This window comes from Arthrobacter sp. P4_F10, from assembly GCF_056401435.1.
Window position 1 is genome coordinate 1 of record NZ_JBFUJJ010000033.1, and the last position, 23,919, is coordinate 23,919.

The 23,919-nt window shown below is 65.1% G+C and carries 10 protein-coding genes; 5 read left to right on the plus strand and 5 right to left on the minus strand.

Translation table 11 applies throughout. The annotated features are described in order from the left end of the window. From AC1DR1_RS19785 to mobF, 3 genes are all read left to right on the plus strand, one after another. A partial coding sequence (locus AC1DR1_RS19785; RefSeq protein ID WP_476993135.1) for a DUF4192 family protein occupies positions 1 to 300 on the plus strand: 300 nt, incomplete at its 5' end. Between the two features lie 45 nt (positions 301 to 345). Next, the gene (locus AC1DR1_RS19790) at positions 346 to 621 is read left to right on the plus strand and encodes a glutaredoxin domain-containing protein (RefSeq protein WP_476993136.1); all 276 of its coding nucleotides are present in this window, start codon (positions 346 to 348) and stop codon (positions 619 to 621) included. A gap of 834 nt (positions 622 to 1,455) precedes the next feature. Then, positions 1,456 to 5,037 carry a MobF family relaxase gene (gene mobF / locus AC1DR1_RS19795; protein WP_476993137.1) on the plus strand — a complete coding sequence of 1,194 codons (3,582 nt, stop codon included), beginning with the start codon at positions 1,456 to 1,458 and terminating at the stop codon, positions 5,035 to 5,037. Positions 5,038 to 5,896: 859 nt separating this feature from the next. Here the strand turns inward: mobF and AC1DR1_RS19800 are convergent. From AC1DR1_RS19800 to AC1DR1_RS19820, 5 genes are all read right to left on the minus strand, one after another. Then, positions 5,897 to 6,046: a hypothetical protein gene (locus AC1DR1_RS19800; RefSeq protein ID WP_476993138.1), complete on the minus strand. Its 150-nt coding sequence runs from the start codon at positions 6,044 to 6,046 to the stop codon at positions 5,897 to 5,899. Positions 6,047 to 6,356: 310 nt separating this feature from the next. After that, entirely contained in the window at positions 6,357 to 7,067 is a 711-nt protein-coding gene (locus AC1DR1_RS19805) for a zinc-ribbon domain-containing protein (protein WP_476993139.1), read from the minus strand. A 272-nt stretch (positions 7,068 to 7,339) separates the two neighbouring features. Next, entirely contained in the window at positions 7,340 to 8,908 is a 1,569-nt protein-coding gene (locus AC1DR1_RS19810; RefSeq protein ID WP_476993140.1) for a TniB family NTP-binding protein, read from the minus strand. Continuing rightward, complete coding sequence (locus AC1DR1_RS19815) at positions 8,908 to 9,525, minus strand: Mu transposase C-terminal domain-containing protein (RefSeq protein WP_476993148.1); 618 nt, start codon at positions 9,523 to 9,525, stop codon at positions 8,908 to 8,910. Before AC1DR1_RS19815 ends, AC1DR1_RS19810 begins: the two co-directional genes overlap by 1 nt. A 467-nt stretch (positions 9,526 to 9,992) precedes the next feature. Further along, positions 9,993 to 10,262 (minus strand): hypothetical protein, encoded by a 270-nt coding sequence (locus AC1DR1_RS19820; protein ID WP_476993141.1) that lies wholly within the window; start codon positions 10,260 to 10,262, stop codon positions 9,993 to 9,995. Between the two features lie 1,273 nt (positions 10,263 to 11,535). Between AC1DR1_RS19820 and AC1DR1_RS19825 the strand changes: the two genes are divergently transcribed. Both AC1DR1_RS19825 and AC1DR1_RS19830 read left to right on the plus strand, forming a co-directional pair. Continuing rightward, positions 11,536 to 16,464, plus strand: a complete 4,929-nt coding sequence (locus AC1DR1_RS19825; RefSeq protein WP_476993142.1) for a family 1 glycosylhydrolase — start codon at positions 11,536 to 11,538, stop codon at positions 16,462 to 16,464. A 109-nt stretch (positions 16,465 to 16,573) separates the two neighbouring features. Then, the gene (locus AC1DR1_RS19830) at positions 16,574 to 23,917 is read left to right on the plus strand and encodes a hypothetical protein (RefSeq protein ID WP_476993143.1); all 7,344 of its coding nucleotides are present in this window, start codon (positions 16,574 to 16,576) and stop codon (positions 23,915 to 23,917) included. Positions 23,918 to 23,919: the final 2 nt, after the last annotated feature.

Sequence of the window (23,919 nt, forward strand, 5' to 3'; positions counted from 1 at the left end):
GGACTTCTGCTGTTCGGCGAGTCCGAAAGCTCGCCCCGCTGGGACCGCATCGACGCGGCGGAACGACTCCTGCTGCGACTGTATTCCGTCGCTTCCTCGCAGCATGCGGCAGCACCGCTGACATTACTGGGCTGCATTGCGTGGTGGAAAGGCAGAGGATCCACAGCGGCTGAATTCATGGATCTCGTCTTGTCCTTCGATCCCGAGTACCGCCTCGCCCAGCTGATGAAAGAGATGCTCGGCTGCGGACTCGTGTCGGGGTGGGCTCGAAGCAAGACCCAGGCCTACCGGCACCTGTGACCGGAGCTACGTCTAATCACTTGATTTCCCAGGAAGGTGAGTGCAGTGCACATCGTCATCTACAGCAAGCCGAACTGCCAGCAATGCCGCATGACCTGCTTCAGCTTCGACAGGGCAGGCGTCGAATACTCGACAGTGGATCTCACCATCAGCGAGACTGCCCTGGAGTACGCACAAGACCTCGGATACTCACAAGCACCGGTAGTGGTGGTGGAGGATCATCACCACTGGTCCGGATTCAATCCGATCGAAATCGAACGGCTGGCGTTGTCGCTCCATAATGACGCTGGCAACCAGCCAACCCGGCGCGGCGTTCCCTAGATTCAACAAACGCGGCACTAACCCAAAGACCGTCGACCCTCCGTCGACGGTCTTTCCTCGTATTCCAGCCAAAATCACTGCCCCACTCCCCAGGCAGAAAGTCGCGCAGCGCCTGCCCTTACAGGCGAGCCGTTAGTCCGCGCCCACCCGCTGCAGACAGCCCTTACGACGCCGTCGTCCAGCACGCTCAGGCCCGCAAAGAGCCTCACACCTCTGGCATCTTTGATGCGCCCGTAACGAATGGCCTAACGCCAAGTCATGCCGATTCGCACCCTAGAGCCCATGGACGAGTGTGAACGACCAAGTGTGCCCGGAATGCCTTACCCGCTTCTCGCCCGTCCGCCGAGGGCAGACATTCTGCACGCCCGTATGCGCGAGTCGGCAGCGGCAGCGCCGGTACCGAGCGGCGCATCAACGCAGGACAGACCGGTTCTCACAGGAGCCACTCCCCCTCCGCTCCGCGCTACGGGATTCCGGGTCGCTGTCAGACCGTCGTGCCGAGATCTCACGCCTTCGCTCGAGCTATGAGCGAAGACTGCAGAGAGCCGCTGCCAATCACGACCATGACCTCGCAATCGCCTACGACCGGCTAAGCGAGGCGACCATGACAGCCGATCGAGCCGGCTTTACGGCGACTGCAATGGCGGAACGCCTGCGTCTTCTCCAGGTAGAGAACCTGTCGCTCCGCCAGCGTCGCCGTCAGGACGTGAGCGATCTCCAGGTGCTGGCGGCTCGATTGGTATCGATAGCGACCACGACGGCGGACGCCCACCTTGGGGAACAGGTCACCGCGGTCTTTGCTCGCCGCGGATGGAGCATGAGAGGGGCCGGCTCATGACTGTTTCGATCGCCAGGCTGTCCGGTGAATCGGGGGTAAAGTACCTGCTCAAGACGACCCTGCGGGCCGACGTTGCCACACGAAGTCTGACCGACTACTACACCCAAGCCAGCAATCCGCAGGGCAGATGGCTGGGAACCGGGCTGGCCGGCATCGGCGTCGAACCCGGCGCCACCGTCACCCCGTCGGCCGCGCAAGCGCTCTTCGAACGGGCAGAAAATCCGACGACCGGCGAGCCCTTGGGCAGGCATCGACACCGGGATGCACATAATTTGCGCGCAACGCCGCCCAATCGACCACCAACCGTCGCAGGTTTTGATCTCACGTTCAGTGTCCCGAAGTCCATTTCGGTGCTGTGGGCCCTGGCCGGCAGCGGCGACAAGGACAGGATCCTGAGGGCCCACCACGCCGCACTCGATGCAACGATGGCTTGGCTGGAGCAAACTGCGATCCACACCCGCGCCGGCCACAACGGAGTCGCCCGTCTGAGCGTCAGCGGCGCGATCGCCGCATCCTTCGACCACTGGGAGTCCCGAACCGGTGATCCCCAGCTCCACACTCACGTCGTCATCGCCAACCGCGTCCAACGCGTCTCCGACGGCGCTTGGGGCACCTTGGACTCACGCACGCTCTACAAGGCCACGGTCGCGGCGAGCGAACACTACAACGGTCTCCTGTTTGACCAGCTCAAGCGCGACCTCGGCACTGACGCCGACGTCCGCCGGCCTGGGAAAGCCGAACACAACCCCAAACTCGAGCTCACCGGCGTCGAGGAGGAACTGATCCGCGAATTCTCGAGTCGATCCCGACTGATCGACGTCGAAACTGATCGGCTTATTCATGAATGGGCCCAGGCCCACGGCCACGGACCGACGGCGACGACCAAGATCCGGCTTCGGCAGCAGGCCACGCTATCGACCCGCACAGCCAAACCCGACCGCATCGTTCCGCTCTCCACCAGGACCGGTGAATGGCGGAGCCGCGCGGCGGCCAAAGGGTTCGACGCCGAGCGGGTCCTCGCCGAAACCATCGACCGCTCACGTAAATCCCCCGTGCACGAAACCGACCTGGGCATCGCCTGGATCCAGGCCACCGGCCGCCTCGTAGAACAGGCTACGGCAGGCAGGCGGGCGACCTGGAACCGGTGGAATCTGCTGGCCGAGGCGGAACGAATCTGCCTCGAACTCCGCTGCGCCAGCCCAGAAGACCGTCGACACATCATGGACGCTGTCGCAACGTCCGCCGAAGCACAATCCGTTCCCCTGAGCGAGTTCCGCTACGGCCCGGCGGCCTCCGCCGCACCCGACGTCGCCTTCAACGGGCACAGTATCTTCGACTGGCCCGCCGGCCACCTCTATACAGACCTGTCCACGCTTGCCAACGAGGACCGCGTAATGGCCGCCCATCACTCTACGGATGCGCCCGCCCTGGACCCGTCCGCACGCGATGGACTCACCCGGTACACAAACGCGAGCGGCGTCGGTTTGTGGCCGGATCAGCTCGACGCCGCCGCCACCATCGCGGCAGGCGGGCGGAGGCTAGACGCCGTCGTCGGGCCAGCCGGAACCGGCAAGACCACAACCATGGCCGCAGTGAAGAGGCTCTGGGAACAGCACTATGGGCCGGGAAGTGTCATCGGTCTGGCCCCTGCTGCGGCCTCAGCCGACGTCCTCGGCCAAGAACTCGATCTGGCAACCGACAACGTTACCAAATGGCTTTTCGAATCCACCGGCCCCGGCGCCGCACTGCGTGCCGAGAGATACTTCGAGTCGGAGCAACGGTACCTGGGTGCCATCCCCACGGCCGGGAATGACAGGACGTCCAAGCGCTACCTTCGACGCCTGGCCCAGCAACTCAGCGCCCTCGCCGCGACCCAATCCAGATGGCAGTTCCGGCCCGGCCAGCTCGTCATCGTCGACGAAGCATCCATGGTCCCGACTCACCATCTCGCGGCCCTCGTCGACCAAGTGGAGGCTGCCGGGGCCAAACTCGTCCTTGTCGGCGACCCCGCCCAGCTGGACGCGATCGACGCCGGTGKCATGCTCGGGTGGCTCGATCGCACCGGCAAGGCCGCGCAGCTGACAACTATCTGGCGCTTCACGCAGCCTTGGGAGCGTCAGAGCTCCCTCAAACTCAGATCGGGTGACCGCCAGGCCATTCAGGACTACAAYGGCCACGGACGGATCCGTTCCGGCACATACGACGCCATGGTCGATGCAGCCTACGACCGGTGGAACAACGATGTCCAGGCCGGCCGGACTTCCATCCTGATCGCCCCCGATAACGACACCGTGGCACTGCTCAACGAACGTGCCCAGGCCGACCAAGTCGCCACCGGCCGGGTCGACCCGGAATCGGCCATTCTACTGAGCGATGGACTCCATGCCGGCCGAGGCGACAGAATCCTGGCCAGGCGCAACGACCGCCGCCTCACCGACCACACAGGCGACTTCATCCGCAACGGCACACTCATCACCATCACACATGCGCCAGCCGCCGACGGATCCGTCACGGGCACACGGCTGGACACCGGCGCCAGCATCACCCTGAGTGGCCGCTACCTCGCCGAGTCCGCCGAGCTCGGCTATGCCACCACAGCCCACCGCTCCCAGGGAATCACCGTCGATACCGGGCACACCCTCGTCTCCGAAGGACGCCTTACCCGCGAACTATTCTACGTCTCGATGACCCGCGGACGGCACTCCAACACCGCCTACGTCTGCGAACCCGACCCCCGCGACCACCACGCCATCGACCCGTCAACTCTGCCTGACTGGCAGCAGATCCTCAGTCAGGTGCTGACAGCCCAAGGCGCCGAACACACAGCCCACGAAATCCGAGCCGCCGAGGCTGCCAAGGCCAACTCGTTGAGCCATCTCATGGCAGAGCGGGACTACCTCCTACAGATTGCCGCGGACGACGACGTCACTCACCTCATCAGCGCCCACTCCCCTGATTCCTTGGAACGGTTGCGGGAATCGCCGGAGTGGGGCGCCGTTACTTCGGCGTGGCGGCGCGCAGCCGTCGTGGACCTCTCAGATGCGGAGCAAGCCCTCGTTGACGGACTTCAGTCCCCGGCGGACTCCGCTGACTCGGCGTCTGTCATCCGGTCTCGACTCCTCGCCGTAGCGCAACGAGACCGGCCATCGGAATCCACCGCCGCAGAGTCTTCGATATCTCACCGGGAAGACATAAGCCTCTTACTGAATGACGTCGAGCATCGCATTGGCCAGCGAAACCGCAGCATCGCTCGGGCAGCACTAGCCGACGACACCAGGTGGAAGGAAACTCTCCGGGCTTTGCTTCCCGGATCGATTGCTCCGCAGACGTGGCACCGCCTCATCCGGGACGTTGCCAGCTACCGGGACCGCTGGGATATCGACAGCGAGACGCTTCCGCTCGGACCCAAGCCAGCCGCGGCGGACACAGTGCAGTCCACGGAACACTCGAGCGTCCACGCCTTGGTCTCAGCAGTGGTTGCTGGGTCGCCTGAGACGCACGACTCCACAACTTCAGGCATCCGAAATCGAACTTCCCGCGCTGCCGCCAGTGTTCAGCCACCAGACCTCGGGAGCTAATATTGGATGGTCATTGGGCGGTGCAAATGAACGCTAATCCATTCGTGAAGCCAAAAGTACTGACGGGCTGGCTGGTGGTTGCCGGTGCCTGTGCAGTCCTCGGCCTTGYGTTCAGCATATTTGCGCCCTTGTCCTCCCCCGCGTCACCCAGCCTTTGGCTGCTGCCTGTTCTGTCCCTCCTTTTCCCAGCGGCGGTGGCCGCAGTCTGGCTCGCCCGGAAACGACGGGCGAAGAGGTGGACCGCACTCGCAATCGAACAGTGGAAACGGCTCGAGACAACGAGACTTCAGCTGGGAACGACGACCGAAGTCACAGTACTGGCCATCGAGGCCGTGGAACCGACTGGCACATGGGTGACGTTGCGCTGGAACCAATTCGACCACGTTCAGCGGGCATGGATGGAAGCTCTTCCCGATGAGATCTGGGAAGGAGCCGTCTTACTGATCTCGCCTGACCCAACGCAGATACAGGTAGGCAGCCCTTGGCCACCGATCTACCACCTGAGCGCTCGGAACTACCATGGCTTCGCACCCGCGGCTGCCCGTTCTGACTACGAGAAACTCCAACGCTAGTGCAACGAATTGGCCAGGGCCGGCGACCACAGACGACAGAACGCCTCCTTTTAGGTGCACCCAGGGAATCCAGGGCCAGACCCAAAGCTAGCGGCACAGATCCCACGCCGTCTCTCGCCGGTGTGTGTGCCGGGGACTCGACCCTTGACTTTGAAAGGAGACGGCGAGCTAAGCCCGCCGGGGGACGGGGCGAACTCGGCCGCTACACCCAACGGAACGCGAGCTCCGGCAACGCAACAGGTTCTCCTTGGCGGGTGGCCCACCAAGGAGAACCTGCTAGGCCTGCGCTAGTGGGTAAAGTACCAATACGTCAGCCAGCACGTCACCCAGCGGGGTGCCACCCCGGCGACGTCGAAGAACACTTTGTAGGCGATCTGCTGGCACCTGCCGCAGCGGTACCAGGGGTTTTGGACGTGGGGCTGTTTTGAAGGTGTCACGGGCAATCCTTATTACTGACAGCTCCCGAGCCAGTTGATATTTTCGCGCTCAACTGTGGCCACTAGCTAGGCAGTTCCTTGCAACAGGCTCGTGGCGTTCTTTTCACCGAAGTTGGTGCGAATCGACCCGGCGCGCGAAAAAGTCTTGGTTCCTTCTCACTTAGTTGAATGTGGTTGCATGTCGAAGTTGGGCGAAGATGCCTGGCAAGACAGCATTCCAAACCAACCTGCGGCGGAGGCGCCTAGCCTCGGCGTCCACGGATATAAGTGGACTGAAATCGGGGGGTCCGCCTGCAGGGTCCTTCCATGCTTACTGCCTCGCGGAAGTTGCCGACACTTCTGATGCTTTAACACCGCCGTTCAATTGCTCGTCCCAGTCCGCTGCCAAATCTGGTCGGCGGGTCGCCATGTCGTTGAAGCCTGGCCACACCCGTCGACCAGCGCAGTAGGGACACTTCGATCCGCGGATCGCGGTGGAAATTTGTCTCGAATATGAGTGGCCGGCGTCGCAGGTCCACCACCATTCGATGCTGCCGCCGCCAAGTACCTGGCTGGGCAAAACTCCGTCGTTGAAGACTGGGTGCCAGGCCGCCACGAGCATTGGGTACCTTGTTGCCAGGTCGTTGTAACCGGGTAGCACGGTTCTTCCTGTGCAGTACCCGCAGGTGCTACATCCGCGGTTGAGCGCTCTGATGAGGTCCGGATAGGCTACCTGGTTGCGGTGCCCGCGGCTACACACGACGTTCGCGGCGCCTGTGATGGCCGGGTGGTGGCCGTTGAGTACAGGGTCATAGGGTGGCGCTTCCCGGTAGTGCAGGATTTGTTCCTCGGTGAGGCGCGGCCAACGTCCGCTGTATCTTTTCCGGGCTGGATGCGTGACTTCGAAGTAGCTCTCGGGGGATTCCAGAGGACCTATCGCTTGGGCCCAGGTTTCCATGCATCCGCGAGGGATCTCGGGGTCATGCTCCCATAAGGGAAGTGCGACAGCCCCGCCTCTGATCGCTTCGCGGATGGCTAGCATGAGAGGCCTGTATCGGCTCCACAGGCCTTCCACAAGTCCGGGATAAGTCCCGCTAAGCACAGCGAGCGTGCGGGTCTCGAGAAATTTTCTCGCAGCGCGAAATGACTGCAGAGGCGCCAAAAGCTGAGAGTTCAACCACGGGGTGGTCAGCAACTGAACGAGTGCGACCAGGTCTGGGAATATTTCGACGTCGGCGTTGCTGCCCTGGCGGCCGGCAAGGAGTAGCTGGCGGCACTTCTGGATGAGGACAGCGTCAACGTGCCAGCGACGGATCAGTCGGCGGAGCTGTTTTCGGCTTGCAGAACGGACCTCCCGACGGCCACTTGGTCAGCGGGGGCGGTCGTGAATCCGGTCCATAGACGGTGTTTGAGACAGACCATTCGCAGGTTGGGATATTGCGTGACTTGCTTCCCCTGCGCGCACCTGCGGCAAAGGAGCGGTGCAACCACACCGAGGACGCAGTATGGGCAGTACTGGCCGCTTGAGTGAGGTGCCAGGACCGTTATGGCAGACGTGAAGTGGTCTTTCTGCAGTTCCCCAAGTGCCTCGATTATGAGTCGGGCTGCCTCGTGATAGGTGAGACCTGACCGCGCCTTCCGCAGACTCCTGGCATATGTATTGAGTCGCCGGGACGGTTCGAAATTTTCGTCAGCCAGTCGCCGCCAGTAACTTTCTTGCGTCTCAAGGTGGAACGGCCTCACTCTCAGGGGGAACGGGCTGTCGGGCAGACCCTGGCTCATTCGGAGGCCTTCACTGCCGGATCTCGTAGTGATGAACTTCCGCTCGAGGCGGCCCGCTGCAGCGTGAATGACTCCGCGGCGATGTCCAAAGTTGTTTCGTCGAGCAGTCTCTTCGTGAGGCGTTCCTCTACCTCGGGATGTCCTCCTCTGTAGATCAGCCAAGCGGCCGTGCCGGTCAGAAGGCGCCCGAGTGAACCTATGGAGCCCCCCAGTCCTCTCGTACAAGTACTCACTTAAAGCGCCAAGGTCCCCAGGCTTGTGACTGGCGAGGCAAAGATTCGACTCAAAAGCTTCGATTACCTCACGCCACAGGACCTTGTCTTCCTGTGTGGCGAAGGTGAAAGGCCGCAACGGAGCGGAGATGAATCTTCCCGTTATCTGCCTCCCCCTGTCACCAGCGAATAATGCTGAATCGTTGAGGGCGATCCCCACGTAGACAAAAGTAGCGTGCAACTGATTGGAAAGGCCTTTAAGGAAGTCAACTCCTTCCCCGGACCCGGAAGTGCGCAACTTTAGGTTGTGCAGCTCGTCGACTACCACCAGTCTTGTTTTCGCGCGGTCAAGGAGGTTGACGACCCTCTGCATGGTGCCCTCCGCCGTTTCTTGGGGCGAGATCGGGAGTTGCAGGAACCCGGCGAAACGCCGAGCCAAGGCCTTCCCTGAGGCTCCGGGAGGCACTTCCACGTATACGACGGGGATTCGTTGTTCTCGCTTCATCCCGGGATAGGCCAGCGAGTACTTGTAAAAGACGCGTCGCATCACAGCCTTGGCTGTTGTGGTCTTTCCCATCGTGGACTCCCCGTAGATGATCAGGCCGACAAGTCCTGAATTCCGCCCTTGATTTTCAACGATGAGCCGTTCGACCTGGCCGGTGATCTTTGTCATCTGTGGGGTCGACACAACCAGGCCGCCGCTCAGGAAGCGGAGCCGCGAGATGTTTAGCTGCTTCAGTTGCTCACCGGTGAGACCTTCAAGCGTCCGGAGGTCGGGCACGGCAGGCTGAGCAATCGGCGATGCCAAGTAATCATGCAATCCGTCGACAATCCGCAGCGACGGGATGTCATCTTCGCCAAACATAAGCGCGTCATTGTTGATGGTCATCAGAAGGGCGTCTCCTTCGGATCGAACTGGCCAAGCCGTGTCCCGGGGCCGGGTTGCCTCAAATCCGGGCTTAAAGTCTCATCGGTGTTAACATCGCCCTCGGGAACGGCCTGTGGCAGCGGGACGCCGCTCCGCTCCTCCTGTTGCTTGACCAGGTTCCTTCGTTTTTCCCATTGCCGCAAAGTAATAGCTTCTCTTTTCGCAGCGCGCCTTAATTGACGATTTCTCTCCTTTAGCTCGGCATCCAGAGTGGAATCTCGTTCCAGTCGACTTTGACGCCCAAGAGCATAAATATGCACGGAGAAGGGTCGTCGCCAAATGTCTTTATCCTTGCGGAGGCAAGTGATCCATTGGTCAGTCTCTGGATTTTTGACCCACACCCGACTGACCTCGTATGGGGAATAGCGCACTTCCCATTTATACTTCATCCTCTTATCCGCGGAGGGCTTGAGTCGCAATCCGTCCAACTCGGAAGAGTCATACATTCGGTTCCCGACCTGGATACCCTCCCGACCGATCTCGCGGCCGCCTCGAGCCCGGCGCATGAGTGCAATGTAGTCATCGGATGTTAGAGGAATCCGTATACCTCCCGACACGTCAAACATTGCATCATACATTTCGTTCGGCGAAAGCTTGAGTGAAGGAGACAACGGGTCACTAAGTCCGTCATGGGGTCGCCTCTGCCAAATATTCGTTCGCCAATCCTCAAAAAAAGCGTACAGAGTGGGAATATCGAGGAGCTTCTTCTTATCAATGCCTACGCCTTTGTTGCTCGGGTCTCGACCAAGATATGGTTGTTTTCGTGCATGGGATCAACGGGACCCAGGATTAGTAGCCATTCTCGACTGCCCAGCTGCGGGCTTGGTCTTCCATTACTGCCCGCGCGGCGGTGAGGCGGGGCAGCTTAGTGGGTGCGTTTTGCAGGTTGATAGGCGGACCCCATCGGTTCAGAACCTAAAGCGGAAAGAGACCAGGCAATTGGAGCAGACCTCCCAATACCGCCGAATCTTTCCGGCGCCCGGACGACCACTGACCGGCCGAATCCCATCTTCAGGATACGTGAGTAGCGTCTAACTTAGTCCTGCTATTGCAGACGAGCCTTACCCGAGATTTCAAAGTCAGGGGCGATTCGCACCTGACCGCTGTGGAGCTGATCTTTGAACTGCTTGGCCAAGGAATTATCAAATTCGGCAGGCACGTTAGATCCCACGGCGTGCTCGACCTGGGTCATGGATACGGGCCAATCGGAGCGGGGGCTTTCCGGATCCATAACGCGCACCACTCCGTTGAACTTCGAAGTGACAAGCGCCCTAACGAATTCCTCATGGTCTTCTTGTCTATTTTTCATCTCCATTGCCAAGTTCCGGACCAGGATTCCGGGAGCACTGAGGAGTGTCTAGTTCGTCCGCGTGCTGCCGCTGGCCGCAGGGGGTGCCGAAGCTGCCTTCGACGCCTGCGGGCTGGTGCCGGTGGCGGTGCCGGGAACTGACCGACCGCCCACCCGTGCCCTGGAGGCTATTCCCGATGCCGCTGCCGGTCTGACCCTCACAGTCCGGGCGTTGGGGCTGCGGGCCCATCTTCTTGCGGCCTCGCCGGGAAATGAGCCGGAGTACCGGACCCGGCAGACGCTGTCCAGCACCAAGGAACGGGTGTATGCCCCGGAGTGGGGCACCGGCATGCTCGGTCCGGCCGCCGACGACACCTGGACTAGAGGTGCGCTACCCGGCCGAGCCGCCCATCCCGCCCGGCGTGGTCCCGGAGCAGGTGGCTGGCGGTGTGGTCGACGGTGGGGGACGCGGCGGAGGTGGTTTGGAGTGATCCTTCCCTCGCCGCCGAGTCAGTGATGCTTCCTCCTCAGAGCCCGGAAGTCCCAACGGCTGCGCTCTCCCAGCGGGAGATGGATCTGTGGTGCTGACGGTGACCGGCCTTCCCGTGGCGCACCGCTCCGCCGTCGCGCCTTACCGCCTGGAGATCTACCGCGGAAAGCCGGGCAGCCCCTGCGAGCTGGCATCCGGATAGGCGATCTCCGGGGCCCAGACCCGCCGCCGGCGGTGACGGTGCTTTCTACGACGTCCTGGCGGGGGATCTCGTGGGCAGGAGGAGCGCGCCGCGCCGACTGACCCTGGCCCGTAGCGGATACGCCTTTAGGGGATCATCCCTCCGGGGTCATATTGCAGTAACGGATCGGTAACGCCAGTGATGCGACGCTTCCTGCACCAGCGTTTCGACTTCACCCAGGAACCCCCATGGTAAACATCACCGGCCACGTGCTGTTGCGTTCCACAAAAGCGCCCATCCCGAACCGTTCGGTCGAGTCAACCCACACGTACCGGATTAAAAAAGACGAAGCGGGAAACCCTGTCATCGGGCCCGGCCGGACGGTCACCCTCACCGACCGTGTGGGCTACTTCGATCTTGATCTGCTCTTTGGGCATCCTTCTGATGCTACAAACACCTCTTTGGGGCATCCTTCTGGTGAGGCCGGTGAGTGGCCGTGCCGCCCGCGGCACGTGCTTGGCTTCGCTCGTTGCGCGGCAGGCGCCCCGTGCGGGCGGCGTCTTCTGCCGTCTACCGAGTCGCGGTTCGCGCTCGGCATAGTCCCGTGTTGCCAAGGGGGTCAATGACTCATGCCTGTTCACCTCTCACCTGTCAGCACTAGTGTCGTCAACAGCCCGGAGTCTCATTCGGAGGCGCTCGTGCGCCTGGAGTACCACCGCTCGCTTCTGGAGCGGGAGGGCATCGCACCGATCAGCGGGCTGGGCACCCTCGAACTCGCGGGCAACATCATCGCCCGCCCCGGAATTACCGCCGCACCCGCCGCATCAACGCCCTCTTTTCCCCCGGTTATCCCGCTGCCGTTCCGCTCCCGCTGGGCGCTGTCCGAGCTCAGCGGCGCTGTTGCAGGTATCATTCCGCCCGCGGCGTCAGTGACCGAACCGATGAGTGTGTTCGTCCCGTCCGAGCGGGCTGACGGCAGTGCTGCGGTCGACCTGAGTCCCGATTTCGTCGAGGCACGCCTGCCCGAGACGTTCCGACCGCTGTCGTTCCTCCCCGTGAGCGGAACCGACGCGGCTGCGCGCGAGACCGCCGCCGCGCCAGCAGTTGTGTCCCTGACCATCTCGACCGCGTACTTCGTGGGCAAGACGGTCACACTCGCCGACAACACCGTGGTGGTCCTGGACGAGCCTCACCAGTACCTGGTGTTCATCGCCGAGAAACTCATCGTCGGGCACAACGTGACGTTCACTTACCGGCGGCCGGTCCCGCGTGCCGTGCTGGACTCCTGGGCCCCGGGCGACAAGCCGCCCAGGCCGCCCAAGGCTCCGACCCCCAACGGGCTGTGGGGTGTGACCGGCGCGGCTGGAGACGCCGGGGTTCCGGCGGGGCACGGGTTCGGCGGCGTAAACGCCCCCGAGATCGAGATGTGGGTGCTCGAGATGACCGGCTCACCGATGTTCGACCTGCAGGGGCAGGACGGCACGATGGGCGGACGCGGAGGAGACGGCGGCGACGGCGGCGACGGTTCGGACGGGCGGCGCGAGCTCTACGACTGGTTGGGGTTTTGCTCCTCCGGCGCCGGTCCCGGCGGCGACGGCGGGCGGGGCGGCAACGGCGGCCCCGGCGGTCATGGTGGCACCGGCGGTCACGGGGGACGGCTGAAGCTGTACGGTCCGGCTGAGGTCCTGCTGCGATACGCCGCCGGCGGGTTTAGCATCTCGACCAGCGGCGGGCGAGGCGGCGCGCGGGGATCGGGCGGAACGGGGGGTGCTGGCGGAAGAGGTGGTCTACTGGGGCCAAGGCCGAAGAACTGCGCGATGTCGACTGAGCGCCACGACGGCGCCCCGGGCGCCCCGGGTTCGCGCGGTGAGGACGGCAGGGAAGGGACGGCCGGCGGCAGCCACCCGGACGCGACCTACTTCGTCGCGATCACCGAGGATGACTTCCAACGCAAGCTCACCGAGCCGGCACTGATCTCAGCAGCGCCCTCGCGTGGGGTGGCCGGGACCAGCGTCACCCTGTCTGCGGCGCGGCTGACCAGCGACGATGTGCTCCTCGTCGACGGTGTGATCACGCCAATGACAGTGGTCGCCGACACCCTCGCGACGTTCACCGTCCCTGCGGTGCGCGGTGGGCATGGCGTCCTCCAGGTCCGGCAGACTGACGGCACCACATCCAACCGCCTCTCCTTCTACGTCCAGCCGCAGGTGACCGCCGTCGGCGACGGGTCCCGGCAACGCCCCGGGGCTATTGTGACGGTCACCGGCAGCGGGTTCGCTGTCGGCGCCCGAGTTCGGGTGACCGGTGAGGACATGCCGGACTCGGTGTGCGTCAACGGCTCGACGATGACGTTCACGTTGCGTCGCCCCGAACGTGTCGTAGCCAACCCAGAAGGCGAGCTTGCCGACCTGCAGGTCATCTTGTCCGACGGCGAGCCCTCCAATACGGTACAGTTCACGATCGACACGTTGCGCACCATCGTCGTCGGTGACTCGGTAGCCTGGGGTCAGGGCTTGCAACTTCATGAGAAGTACCCGACACAGGTCGAGGCTGCGCTGGCCGCTCGCAACGGCGGCGTCAAGAGCTATACGACCAATCTGGCGCACTCCGGGGCCACGATCGGCATCGGGGACCCCCTGATCCTGCCCGCGATCGACGGGGAAGTGCCCACGTCGTACCCGACAGTCGCCCAGCAGGTCGCCGACTTCACCGGCAACACCGACGTGGTCGACCTCGTCCTGGTCACCGCGGGGCTGAACGACGTCAACATCCGCACAATCCTCAACCCGCTGAACAACGCCAAGTCGTTCGCGCCGCTGATCGAGCAGCGACTGCACAAGGATCTCAGGACCCTGCTCGTACAGACCGCGGCCAAGTTCCTTAACGCCACGATCGTGGCCACCTCGTACTACCCGATTCTGTCCGACGACAGCGACACCGCGGGAATTGAGGTGATGCTCGTCGCCGCCGGCCTGTCGGCCGCGGCGCTGCCGGGAGGGATCTTGGCGGGCGCCTCCATCCCGCAGATACGCACAAACTGCCGGGCATTTCATGACCTGTCGACGCTGGCGATCGCCACCGCTGTCGAAGACGCGAACGAGGAAGCGGGCACAACTCGCATCCTGTTCGCCGACCCCAGGTTCACCTCGAGGAACGCAGCCTTGGCGCCAGAGCCGTGGGTGTATGCCGTCAACGGCGACCTGTCCCCGCAGGACCACATCGTCGCCCCGAGCCGGGCGGTGGCGTGCTCACTGAACCGCGACCGCACGGACGTATTCCAGTGCGAGCGCGCGTCCGTCGGGCACCCAAACCCCGTCGGTGCGCTCAAGTACGCCGAGGCAATCGTTGCTGCACTGGACCGGCACGTCACAGCGCAGAGTGAGGACCTCACCTCCTTCCCGCCAGGGTTCATGTGGGGTGTGGCGACCGCGGCGATGCAGAACGAGGGCGGCATCGAGAACAACGACTGGGCCGCGTTCGCCACCTCCCCTGCCATCCGGCACCGAGTGCGGACCTGGACAGAGAAGGATGGCAACCCCGTCGACCTGCAGCCGGCCGGCGAGGCAGTACGTCACGGTGAACTGAACGTCCTTCGCGCCGACCTTGACCGGGCTTTGGCGCTGGGCATCAACAGCTACCGGTTCAGCGTCGAGTGGGCACGCATCGAACCGACGAAGCCACCTGCCCTGGACAGCCCACTGACCGATGCAGGCGTTGACATGACCGCCGTGGCCTACTACGACRCCGTCCTGGACGAGCTCGCCGCACGAAACAYGACCCCGGTGCTCACGCTCAACCACCTGGCCTTGCCGCTGTGGGTCCTGGACCCGCCACGGGAGGCGACAATCGGCTCTATCTTCACATTCCCCTTCGCCAGTGCAGACGATCCGGACTTCCGACGGTCGATGCGCGGGTGGGAGAACCCCGAAACGGTCGAGGCGTTCCTAAGGTTCGTCCGGTACATCGTCACCCGGTGGTCGGCCCGGGTGCGGTGGTGGGTTACTTTGAACGAGCCCGTCGGCTCCATGATCGGTGTGGGCTACATCGCCGGCATCTGGCCACCCGGGTTCACCGGTGATGGCGGGCGGGGCAAGGTCGCGTATTTCAACCTCATCCGTGCCCACGCACGCGCGTACGAGCTGATCAAGGCCCTCGACTCGGAGTCGATGGTCGGCATCGCCCACGCGATGATGCATGCAAAGGTCACCACGTCGGTCGCCGACCACCTGTTCGGAGACCAGGAAGCAGCGCGCAACCAGTTCGACTACTTCTACAACTGGCACATCCTCGAGGCGCTCATTGACGGGCGGATCGACACGGCCATCCACCGGCGCGAACACGAACGTGACTACGTCCCCGATCATGAGCGCGCGACGTGGCTCGGGACCGACCCCGCCAGGCCTTGGAGTAGCCATTGCGACTACGTCGGTCTGAACTTCTACCGGTCGGTGTACGTGTTTGTCGATCAGGTGGTCAGCGTCAGCGCCGGGTACACCGGCGGACGGTTCCTGAACAACCTGCGCGACCGCGACCAGACGCACAACCTCCTCAACGACCTGGGATGGGAGATCTCCCCCGAGGGTTTCGGCACCTTGCTGCGCGATCTCCACAGGCGCTACGGGCTGCCGGTCTTGGTGACCGAGAACGGCATCCCGCAGGCGTCAGACGGGGCGCGGGGCGCGTTCCTGACCGCGCACCTGCGCCAGATCCTAGACGCGGTGCGCGACGGCGTGCATGTCAGCGGGTACATGTATTGGACGCTGGTGGACAACTGGGAGTGGCATGAGGCGTACCGCCCGCAGGCACGGTTCGGGTTGTACACCGTCGACCGCGATGGCGCCGACCAGCCGCGCATCCTGACCGCTGGCGCGAGAGCTCTGGCGTACGCGATCGCCCGCAACGACCTGCGTGGCGCCGAGGCGACATTCGGGGCGATCACTCCCGCCGGGGACCGAGTGCGGCCCCCGCGGTTCTCACCGCTGGTGATCAGTGGCAATATCGGCGCCGAGGAGATCGCCGTGTGGTTGACCCGGGACCCGACCGGGCAGGTGCGCGGGATGCTGCACGAGGTCAGCAGCGACCGCCGGTTGCCCCTGACAGGGACACACGACACCGCCTTGCGCTTAGTGACGGTGAGCCACCCGGCGATGTTCAGTGTGGGCGCCGGAACCCTGAGCTTTACGCTGCCTCCGGTGGGCGGCGCTGTTGTCTCGGGCGTGCTGCGACGCCAGGGCGACGTGCCCTGGTCCGGGGACCTGGACCTCATGAGCGGTCAGTGGCGTGGGCAGGGAGTTCTCCGCCAGCTGACGCTCGCCCGCATTTCGGGCAACGGATCGGCATGGGCCGGCTGGTGGCTGTCGGACGAGCTGCCGCGGGGGTGGTGGCCTCTCGTAATCGCAGTGCAGGGTCCAACGGTCACTCTGGACGCTGGGCCGGCGTTCCGGTATCAGGGTGTCCTTTCGGGCGCCGCGACGATCGTGGGGGACATCACGATTCCCGGGAGCGCTGGCTCCTCTGCGTTGGACTTGGTCCGGCTGCCCGACGGGTTCACGTCGTAGGCGGAACCGCCCGAGACAGAATGAAAGCAAAACTGCATTGTGCAAGAGAGAATTGTGATCGTATGGGCGATGAGAGTGTGGGCACGAACGCTGCCGGCGGGGAGCGCGCATGAGCGCGCTGGGCCTCTACGGCCTCCTCACCCCCTATTTCCTTGCCGGGTTCACCTTCCCTCACGAGGCAGACTCGTACCTCTCGACGCTCGGCGTCGCAGACCTCACGGCCGTCTCCGACGAGTCGGCCAGTGTCTTCACCGGCACGCTGCAGTTTGGTGACGCGCCCCGCCAGCAGACGTCGGGCAAGGCCAGTTTCCGATGGGACGAGATCCAGGTCCGCTTCCGGCTCACGGTTCCGCGCGACGGCGCGCCCTTCATCAGCTCGGCGGCATCGTCGATCACCCAGCTGGCGTCACTCCTCGACACTTTCCTGCCGGTCGACCAGACGGCCACCACGGGCGCGACCGAGTACCCGGGCGTGCGCTTCCGCCTCGAGCTGATGCTCGACGAGGTCCACTTCGAGCTCTCCGACGAGTGGAAGCCGGGCAAGCTCAACGCCGACCACCGCATCGTGCACGATAAAACCATCGTTGGCCCTTGCCGAATCGTCCTGCCCAAGGTGGTCATCGCCTACGAGCAGACCGACGACTTCCAGAGCCCGCCGGCTCTCAGCCTGTCGTCTTGGGGCGGCGGCGGGTTCGATGCGCCGACCAGTCTGGGCGCCGGCGAGCTCGTCCGGATGGAACCGGCGATCGCCGCCCATCGCGACGGTCGCCTCGGCTTCGGCCTCGGTGCGGTAGTCGTCGACCTTGATCCGAACCACACGCCGCTCGAGATCCTACAGTTCTTCGGCACGGACGACTCGTTCCGCGGCATCTACGTGCAGAGCGCACGCCTCTACTACGCCGACGAGGGCAAGGACCTGGCGATCAACGTCGGCGTCAAGGACCTGCTGATCTCCTTCGCCGGGGAGGTGTCATTCGACGTCAGCGCCGACGTGTTCGGGCCCGAGACCACGCTCGCGGCCAAGTTGGTGGTCATCGACGGTGGGAAGAACGTCGAGGTGTCGGCGGGCAAGAAGGAGGCGCCACCGTCGACGGTGATCAGCGGCGGCAAGGTCAAGTGCTCGACGGCAGCGGTCATGCAAGTCGAGGTCACCGGTGGCACCCCGCCGATCACCAACGTCTCCATCCGCGACGAGAACGGGACCGAGCGGTACGACCAGGCGACCGGAACGGTGACCGTCTCGGCGATGTCCGCCGGCGTCCACACCCTGCACATGGACGTGCAGGACGGTGCGACCGGGCCGGCGCGGCAGTCCTACGACGAGAACGTCGAGCTGACGCTGGTCGCCGCTCCGACGGCAACCGCGACACCGGCAGGTGCCCCAGCCGATCGTCCCGCGCAATCCGGAGACCTGCCGGCGATTGTCCCGACCGGCGGCACCGCGACCCGTCACAGCGTCACCCACGCCGGCACGGTCACCGGCACGACGGAACGGTTCCGCCTGCTCGGCCCGGGCACGGTGAGCGTGACCGTCGCCGGAGCCCCGGCGACGGTTGCCGACGGCTTCTTCGAGGTCGACGTGCCCGAGAACACCGCGAACCTGGCGATCGTCTCCAGCTGGACCGGACTCACGAACAAGCCCGAGTCAGCGCGGTTGCTGTTCACCCGGGGCTGGCCCCAGCTGCCAGCGTGGCCCAACGTCAAGGCCAGGTACCTCGACGACACCGTCGCCGATTCCACCTTCACCAACAGCATCGCACCCGGCCAGTCGTCGGGCGGCGCGGCCGGCGTGCGGGCCTGGTTGACCCAGCGGGCCACCGAGGCCGGTGGCGCGGCGCTGAACGTCTCGATCGAGGCTCACGCCAGCTTGGACAGCTCGGCTGACGCCGACTATGACGTCAAGCTCTCCGAGCGCCGGCTCGAAGTCGCCGTCGGTGCCGTCGGCAACCTCGCGACGGTCACGCCGACGATCCCGGACGGTCACGCCCAGGCGGAGAAATACGGGCGCGACAGTGACCCGACGGACCGCGTGGCGATCATCACACTCAAGACCACGCAGCCCGCGGAATCGGCCACGCTCACCGTCTCGCGAGGTTCCCGCCCGCAGCCCACCCAGCAGGAGGTTGTGAAGCAGCCGACCCCACCACCGAAGCCACCACTCAAGAAGCCACCCGGCGTGTTCCGGCGCGTCGGCATCCGGGTGAAGATCATCCGCAACGACCCCGTGCTGGTCGAGCTCAGCGGGCAGCTCGACTTCGAGACCGATCTCGAGAATAAGCTGCGCAACCCCGACAGTGCCGCGGCCGAGACCGGCGCCGGCAGTCTCGGCCTCACGCAGCAATCGGCCGCTGTCGCCGATCCGAACACCAACCCCAAGGACGGAGTGGTCGACTTCAGACTCACAGTCGTCCACGACCCTGCCACGCACTCGTGGACCGAGACACTGGCCATCGGCGCGCACCCCGACGACGTCAACGGCCTCCTGCAAATGACGAACCCGCACAGCGGGGCCCTCACCGTCGAGAACCGGCTTAAGGACCTGCTCGGATCGGTGCTCATCCTCGCCCCGATCATCGGGACCGCCGTCGGGGCGACCGATCCGAACAGTGCCGGCAGCTACGCCGTGCTCGGCGGGGCCATCGTCGGAGCGGGCGCTATCGGTGCCGCTGGCTTCATCCGCACCGAGAAGCTCACGCTCTACGGCGGCGAGCTCCGCTTCCGCCAGTTCATCCCTCCGGACGACCCTGCACAGTTCACCGATGCCGGTGTGGTGTTCGACTATGGCGTCGAATTCGGAGTCGCCGTCGACGCGCTCGACATCCGCACCACCAAGCCGCTCAAGGTCCGCTACCGGGCCATCGGTTTCAATCTCAACTTCGCTGGCGGCGGCTACCAGCCGATCTTCGACACGTCGAAGGGCTTCGAGCTCGACCTCAGCGACCCCGGCCTGTTCGCCCTCCCGAGCCCGATCGACAACGTGCTCAAGATCTTCGGGGCCCGGATCGCCAAGGTGAACCCGCTCACGGTGGAACTCGACCTTGGCATGAAGGTCGACCTCGGCGTCGTCACCATCGACCGGTTCAAGGTCAAGCTGCCGATCGATCCGCCCGGCATCCCCACGATCCTGCCGAGCGGCATCAAGGTCGACATCTCACAGGTCCTCGTCGGTTCGGGGTTCGTCAACATCATCGAGCCGCCGGTGGCACCGCTGAACTCGCCACAGCCGGGCTTCGGCGGCATCGAGGGAGTATTCGATATCACGCTCGTGCCGGTCAAGCTGCGGATCGCGGCCAGCTTCGGTGTGCGACCGGTCAGCAGTGCAGACGGTACGCGCAAAGCGACGGCCGTGTTCCTCGGGCTGATCATCGATCTGCCCGCACCGATCCCCCTCGCGCAGTCTGGTATCGGCATTTACGGGTTCAGCGGCCTGTTCGCCATGCACTATAAGCGCCTGGAGCACGACCCGGACCCGACCGACGCGACCGGCCCGGCGATCCTGTGGTTGAAGGACGCAGGCGGCGAACCGGCCAAACTTTTCAACGGCGACGGCCTCGCGCTCTGGGGGCCGGAGCTCGACCGGTGGTCGTTCGGCGTCGGCGTGATGCTCGGCACGATGGAGGGCGGCTTCCTCGTCAACCTCCGCGGCATGTTCGTCTTGGAGCTGCCCGGCCCGCGCATCCTGATCTTCGTCAAGGTGCTCATCGTCGCGGTGCTGCCCGATCTGAAACCGGCGACCGATCTCACCGTCGGCATCCTCGGCGTCATCGACCTCGACTTCCGGCGCGGCACGTTCACGCTCGGGATCATCGTCAACCTCGAGGTCGAGGAGATCGTGTCGGTCGTCGTGCCGGTCGAGCTCATCGCCGACTTCACGAACGTCAGCAACTGGCACCTCTACGTGGGCAAGTTCAACTCGCCGGCATCGGCGATGGTGCTCAACATCGTTCGTGGGTTCGGCTACTTCATGATCGCCGGGCACAGCATCGACAACTGGCCCGGGTACGGCACCACCCGAAACCTGCCTGGCATTGCGGTCGCAACCGGCGTCGGCGCCTCGGTGGTGCTCGGCGACGAGGGCATCGGACTGTTCTTGAAGGTCAGCCTGCGAGCCGACATCGCCGTCACGTTCTCGCCGAGGCTCCACCTGATCGGCCGGGTGCAGCTCGACGGCGAACTGCGGCTGTTCATCGTCTCCGTCGGCGCCCACGGCGAGCTCGACGTCGAGGCACCGGACCCGACTTTCCTGACGGGCGAGATCTGCGGGCACGTCGACTTCTTCTTCTTCTCGGTCGAGGGGTGCGTCACCGTCGAGATCGGCACCAAGCCACCGCCGCTCGATCCGCCGAAGATCGTTCGCAACGTCTGGCTGCAAAGCCACGCCCCGGTGATCACGGCCGGGCAGGGTGGCGACCGCCCGATCGACGCGAGCGTCGGCGACGCGGCGACCGTAGTGGCGAACGACAGCTCGAGCGCAGAGACCGGACCGATCGTCCCGATCGACTCGGTGCCCGTGATCCAGTTCGCCGTCACGCCGACGCTCGACCCTGCGATGACGACGTTCACGACCCCGCTCGTCCAGCCGCCCGGCCCGCCACCACCCGGTGGATGGGTCGCGCTCGGCGGCGGCCGGAGCGTCACGTACGCRCTCACCGGGCTGCGGCTCTCGGGCCCGGCCCCCGGACCGGGCACCGCCCAGGCGACGTGGCGGCTCGACACGGCGACGGTCGCACCCGCGGGCAGGACGAACCTCGACCTGGCGCTGCTCTCGAACGTGCCGATGATGGGCGCCCGCGCCCTGGAGCGCTCCGCCGACCTCACCGCGATTATCGACGGCATCTGGGGGCGGGTGTGCGATCCGATCGCGGCACCGGCCTCGGTGCTCTGGACGTTCTGCCGCCAACTCCTCGGACCGTCCGGCCGGGGCTGGGATCTCACCGGCCACGCCTGGCCCGACCCGCCCGGCACGGTGCGCACCACTCCGGTCGACGTGGGTCTGCGGGTGGACGAGCCAGCGCGGACGGCCGCCGATCGGCTGCTCGACGCCATCGTCGGCCACACCGCGCTCGGCCGCATCGATCCCGCCCAGGTGATCGGCCCGAACAGCCCGCCGCCCGGTGACCCCGAGAGTCCACCGGACAAGCAGCGGTGCCTGCTGCTCACCGACGTCGTCAAGGACGGCGCCAATAACCCGGCGACGGTGGCCAATACCTTCCGGGTCACGGTGTTTGACTTCAGGCGCAACCTCTTCGCGATGCTCAGGTTGAGCGGGATCGGCCAGCTGCGGGGCCTGGACATCGGCTGGCGCACGGAGATCGATCTGGCGAGCGCGGTCGCAAGGGTTTCGCTGACCCTCGGCACGTTCGCCAACCCGGCCGCGGTGACCGTGTTGGACGCCAACGGCGCCATCGTCGATCGCCAGCGCACGACCGGACAACAGCGTGTCCCCGAGACCGTGACCCTGCGCGGCCCTGGCATCCGCAAGGTCGTGATCGAGACCGATGCCGACGAAACCGTGTTGATGGAAGTGTGCATCCCTGTACGCCTTGCGGGCCCGGAGCGCGCACCCCTGACGATCGCGCCGTTGCGCGCCACGCTGCGCCCTGATCGCCCGTTCCTCACCTCCGACCGCATCCCTGGTCGTCGCTTGGTGCCTGGGCTCGCCCCCACGGCCGCGCCGGCGCCGGCAAAGGCCGCCGACCTGACCTGCATGCGGGCCCTCGAGCTGCCCGATCGTTCACGGCCCGGCGGCAAGGGTGACGTCGAGCTCACTCCCGAGATCGAGCAGGCGGCCCAACAGCAGGCCGACGATCGGTGGGTAGATCTTGTGACGGGGCCGATCGATCACGCTCGGCTCTACCTGGCCGTCGCCAAGCGCTACTTCGGCGCCGACGCCGTCGCGGTCGAGCAACTCGACGTGAACGGCTCGGTGCTGACCAGCGATCCGTTGAGTGCGCTGTCGCCGGCGTTCGTCAACGCCGTCAGCGATCTGCCCGGCGAGTGGCTCGACCCGACGGGCCCGTGGGCCGCCGAGGTGGGGCCCGTCACGACGCTGCTTGATGACCCGTCGCTGGCCTCACTCGTCCAGATGTGGGTGACCGTGACACCCAAGCCCGACGCGGTGCGGCTCCGGCTGCGGGTGACGGGAACTACCGGCCGGGACGAGCGGCCCGCCGTCGTGCTCGCGGTGGCCGAGGTACTGACCCTCGCCGAGGGCGAGCGGTACGCGACGGAGGAGGGCAGCCGGAGCGGGCAGGTCGAGACCATCGCCGGGTTCCTCGACGGATCCGCGGTCGTGCCGCTGCTGTCGCCGAACCAGAAGTACACCTTGCACGTCGACTACATCGCGACGACCGAGGACGATCAGCCGACCGGCCCGCCGCTTGTGACCACGTTCGACTTCACCGAGTCATTCCGCTTCACCACTGACGCCGCGCCCCCGGCCCGGCTCGACGCCTACGTGCTCGGAGTGAACCCGCGCCACGAGGAGCAGTTCGTGTTCGCCGACGAGACTGTGAGCATCGTGTTCAACGACCTGCAGGTGGTGCAGCTCTACGAGGAGTACGGCCGCACGTTGACCGCCGTGCTGCGCTCCGCCGACGGCGTTGTCATCCCCGCCCACCAGGTCGCCGACATCAGCGAGGTTCCCGCTACCTACACCTCGCCGCTCTACGACACGCTCAACGCCAAGGTGCAGGCTGGCGGGCTGAGGTGCGTCGGGCCGTACCACCACGAGGGCCACGCCCAGTTCACCTTGCCCGAGCCGTTGCGGCCCTCGATGGCGTACACGCTCGACATCGAAGCGCAGCCGGTTCCCGCCCATACCGGCACGACGCCGATCGTGCCATTGTTCCGCCGGCAGTTCCGTACCGGCAGGTTCCGCAACGTCGGCGAGCTCGTCGACGAGATGAAGGCCCGGGCCCTCGAGCACCGGCTGCTCAGTGGCCCGATCACCGGACTCGCTCCCGGCGTCGCCACCGACCTCGCGATCCAGACGGCGCTGCAGGCCGCCGGGCTCCCCTCGATGGGAGCGCCGACCCATGGCAGCCGGATCGTGCTCTGGCGCCAGCTCGGCACCCGGTACGTGCCGCATGCGGTGCTGCTCGACGCCAGCGAGCCGCTCTGGCGGCTCCGCGACGTGCCGAAGCAAGAGGTCGTCCCGAACGCGGATCCGACCCAACCGCCGCTCGACCCGTCCTTCCAGCGAATCGTGCCCGGTGAGGAACTCTCACTGAAGCTCGAAGCCGCCGCACCCGCCAGTGGCTTCGTGCGGTCCCCCGCAGGGACGCGCACGGTGGTATTCCTCAAGGACGCGACCTGGCCGACCGTAGGGGCGACCGTGCTGATCGAGGCGGTGCGGACAGGCTCCACGCTCTACGACATCACCGAGCAGCGGATCACCGTGACCAGACTGGAGCTCGGCGGTCACGCACCCTGGGAGGACGACGATGGCTAGGT

Excerpts from the sequence above, each read along its gene's own strand:
- AC1DR1_RS19820 (WP_476993141.1), bottom strand. The coding sequence starts at position 10,262 with ATGGAGATGAAAAATAGACAAGAAGACCATGAGGAATTCGTTAGGGCG.
- AC1DR1_RS19815 (WP_476993148.1), bottom strand. The coding sequence starts at position 9,525 with ATGTATGATGCAATGTTTGACGTGTCGGGAGGTATACGGATTCCTCTA.
- AC1DR1_RS19810 (WP_476993140.1), bottom strand. The coding sequence starts at position 8,908 with ATGACCATCAACAATGACGCGCTTATGTTTGGCGAAGATGACATCCCG.
- AC1DR1_RS19805 (WP_476993139.1), bottom strand. The coding sequence starts at position 7,067 with ATGCTAGCCATCCGCGAAGCGATCAGAGGCGGGGCTGTCGCACTTCCC.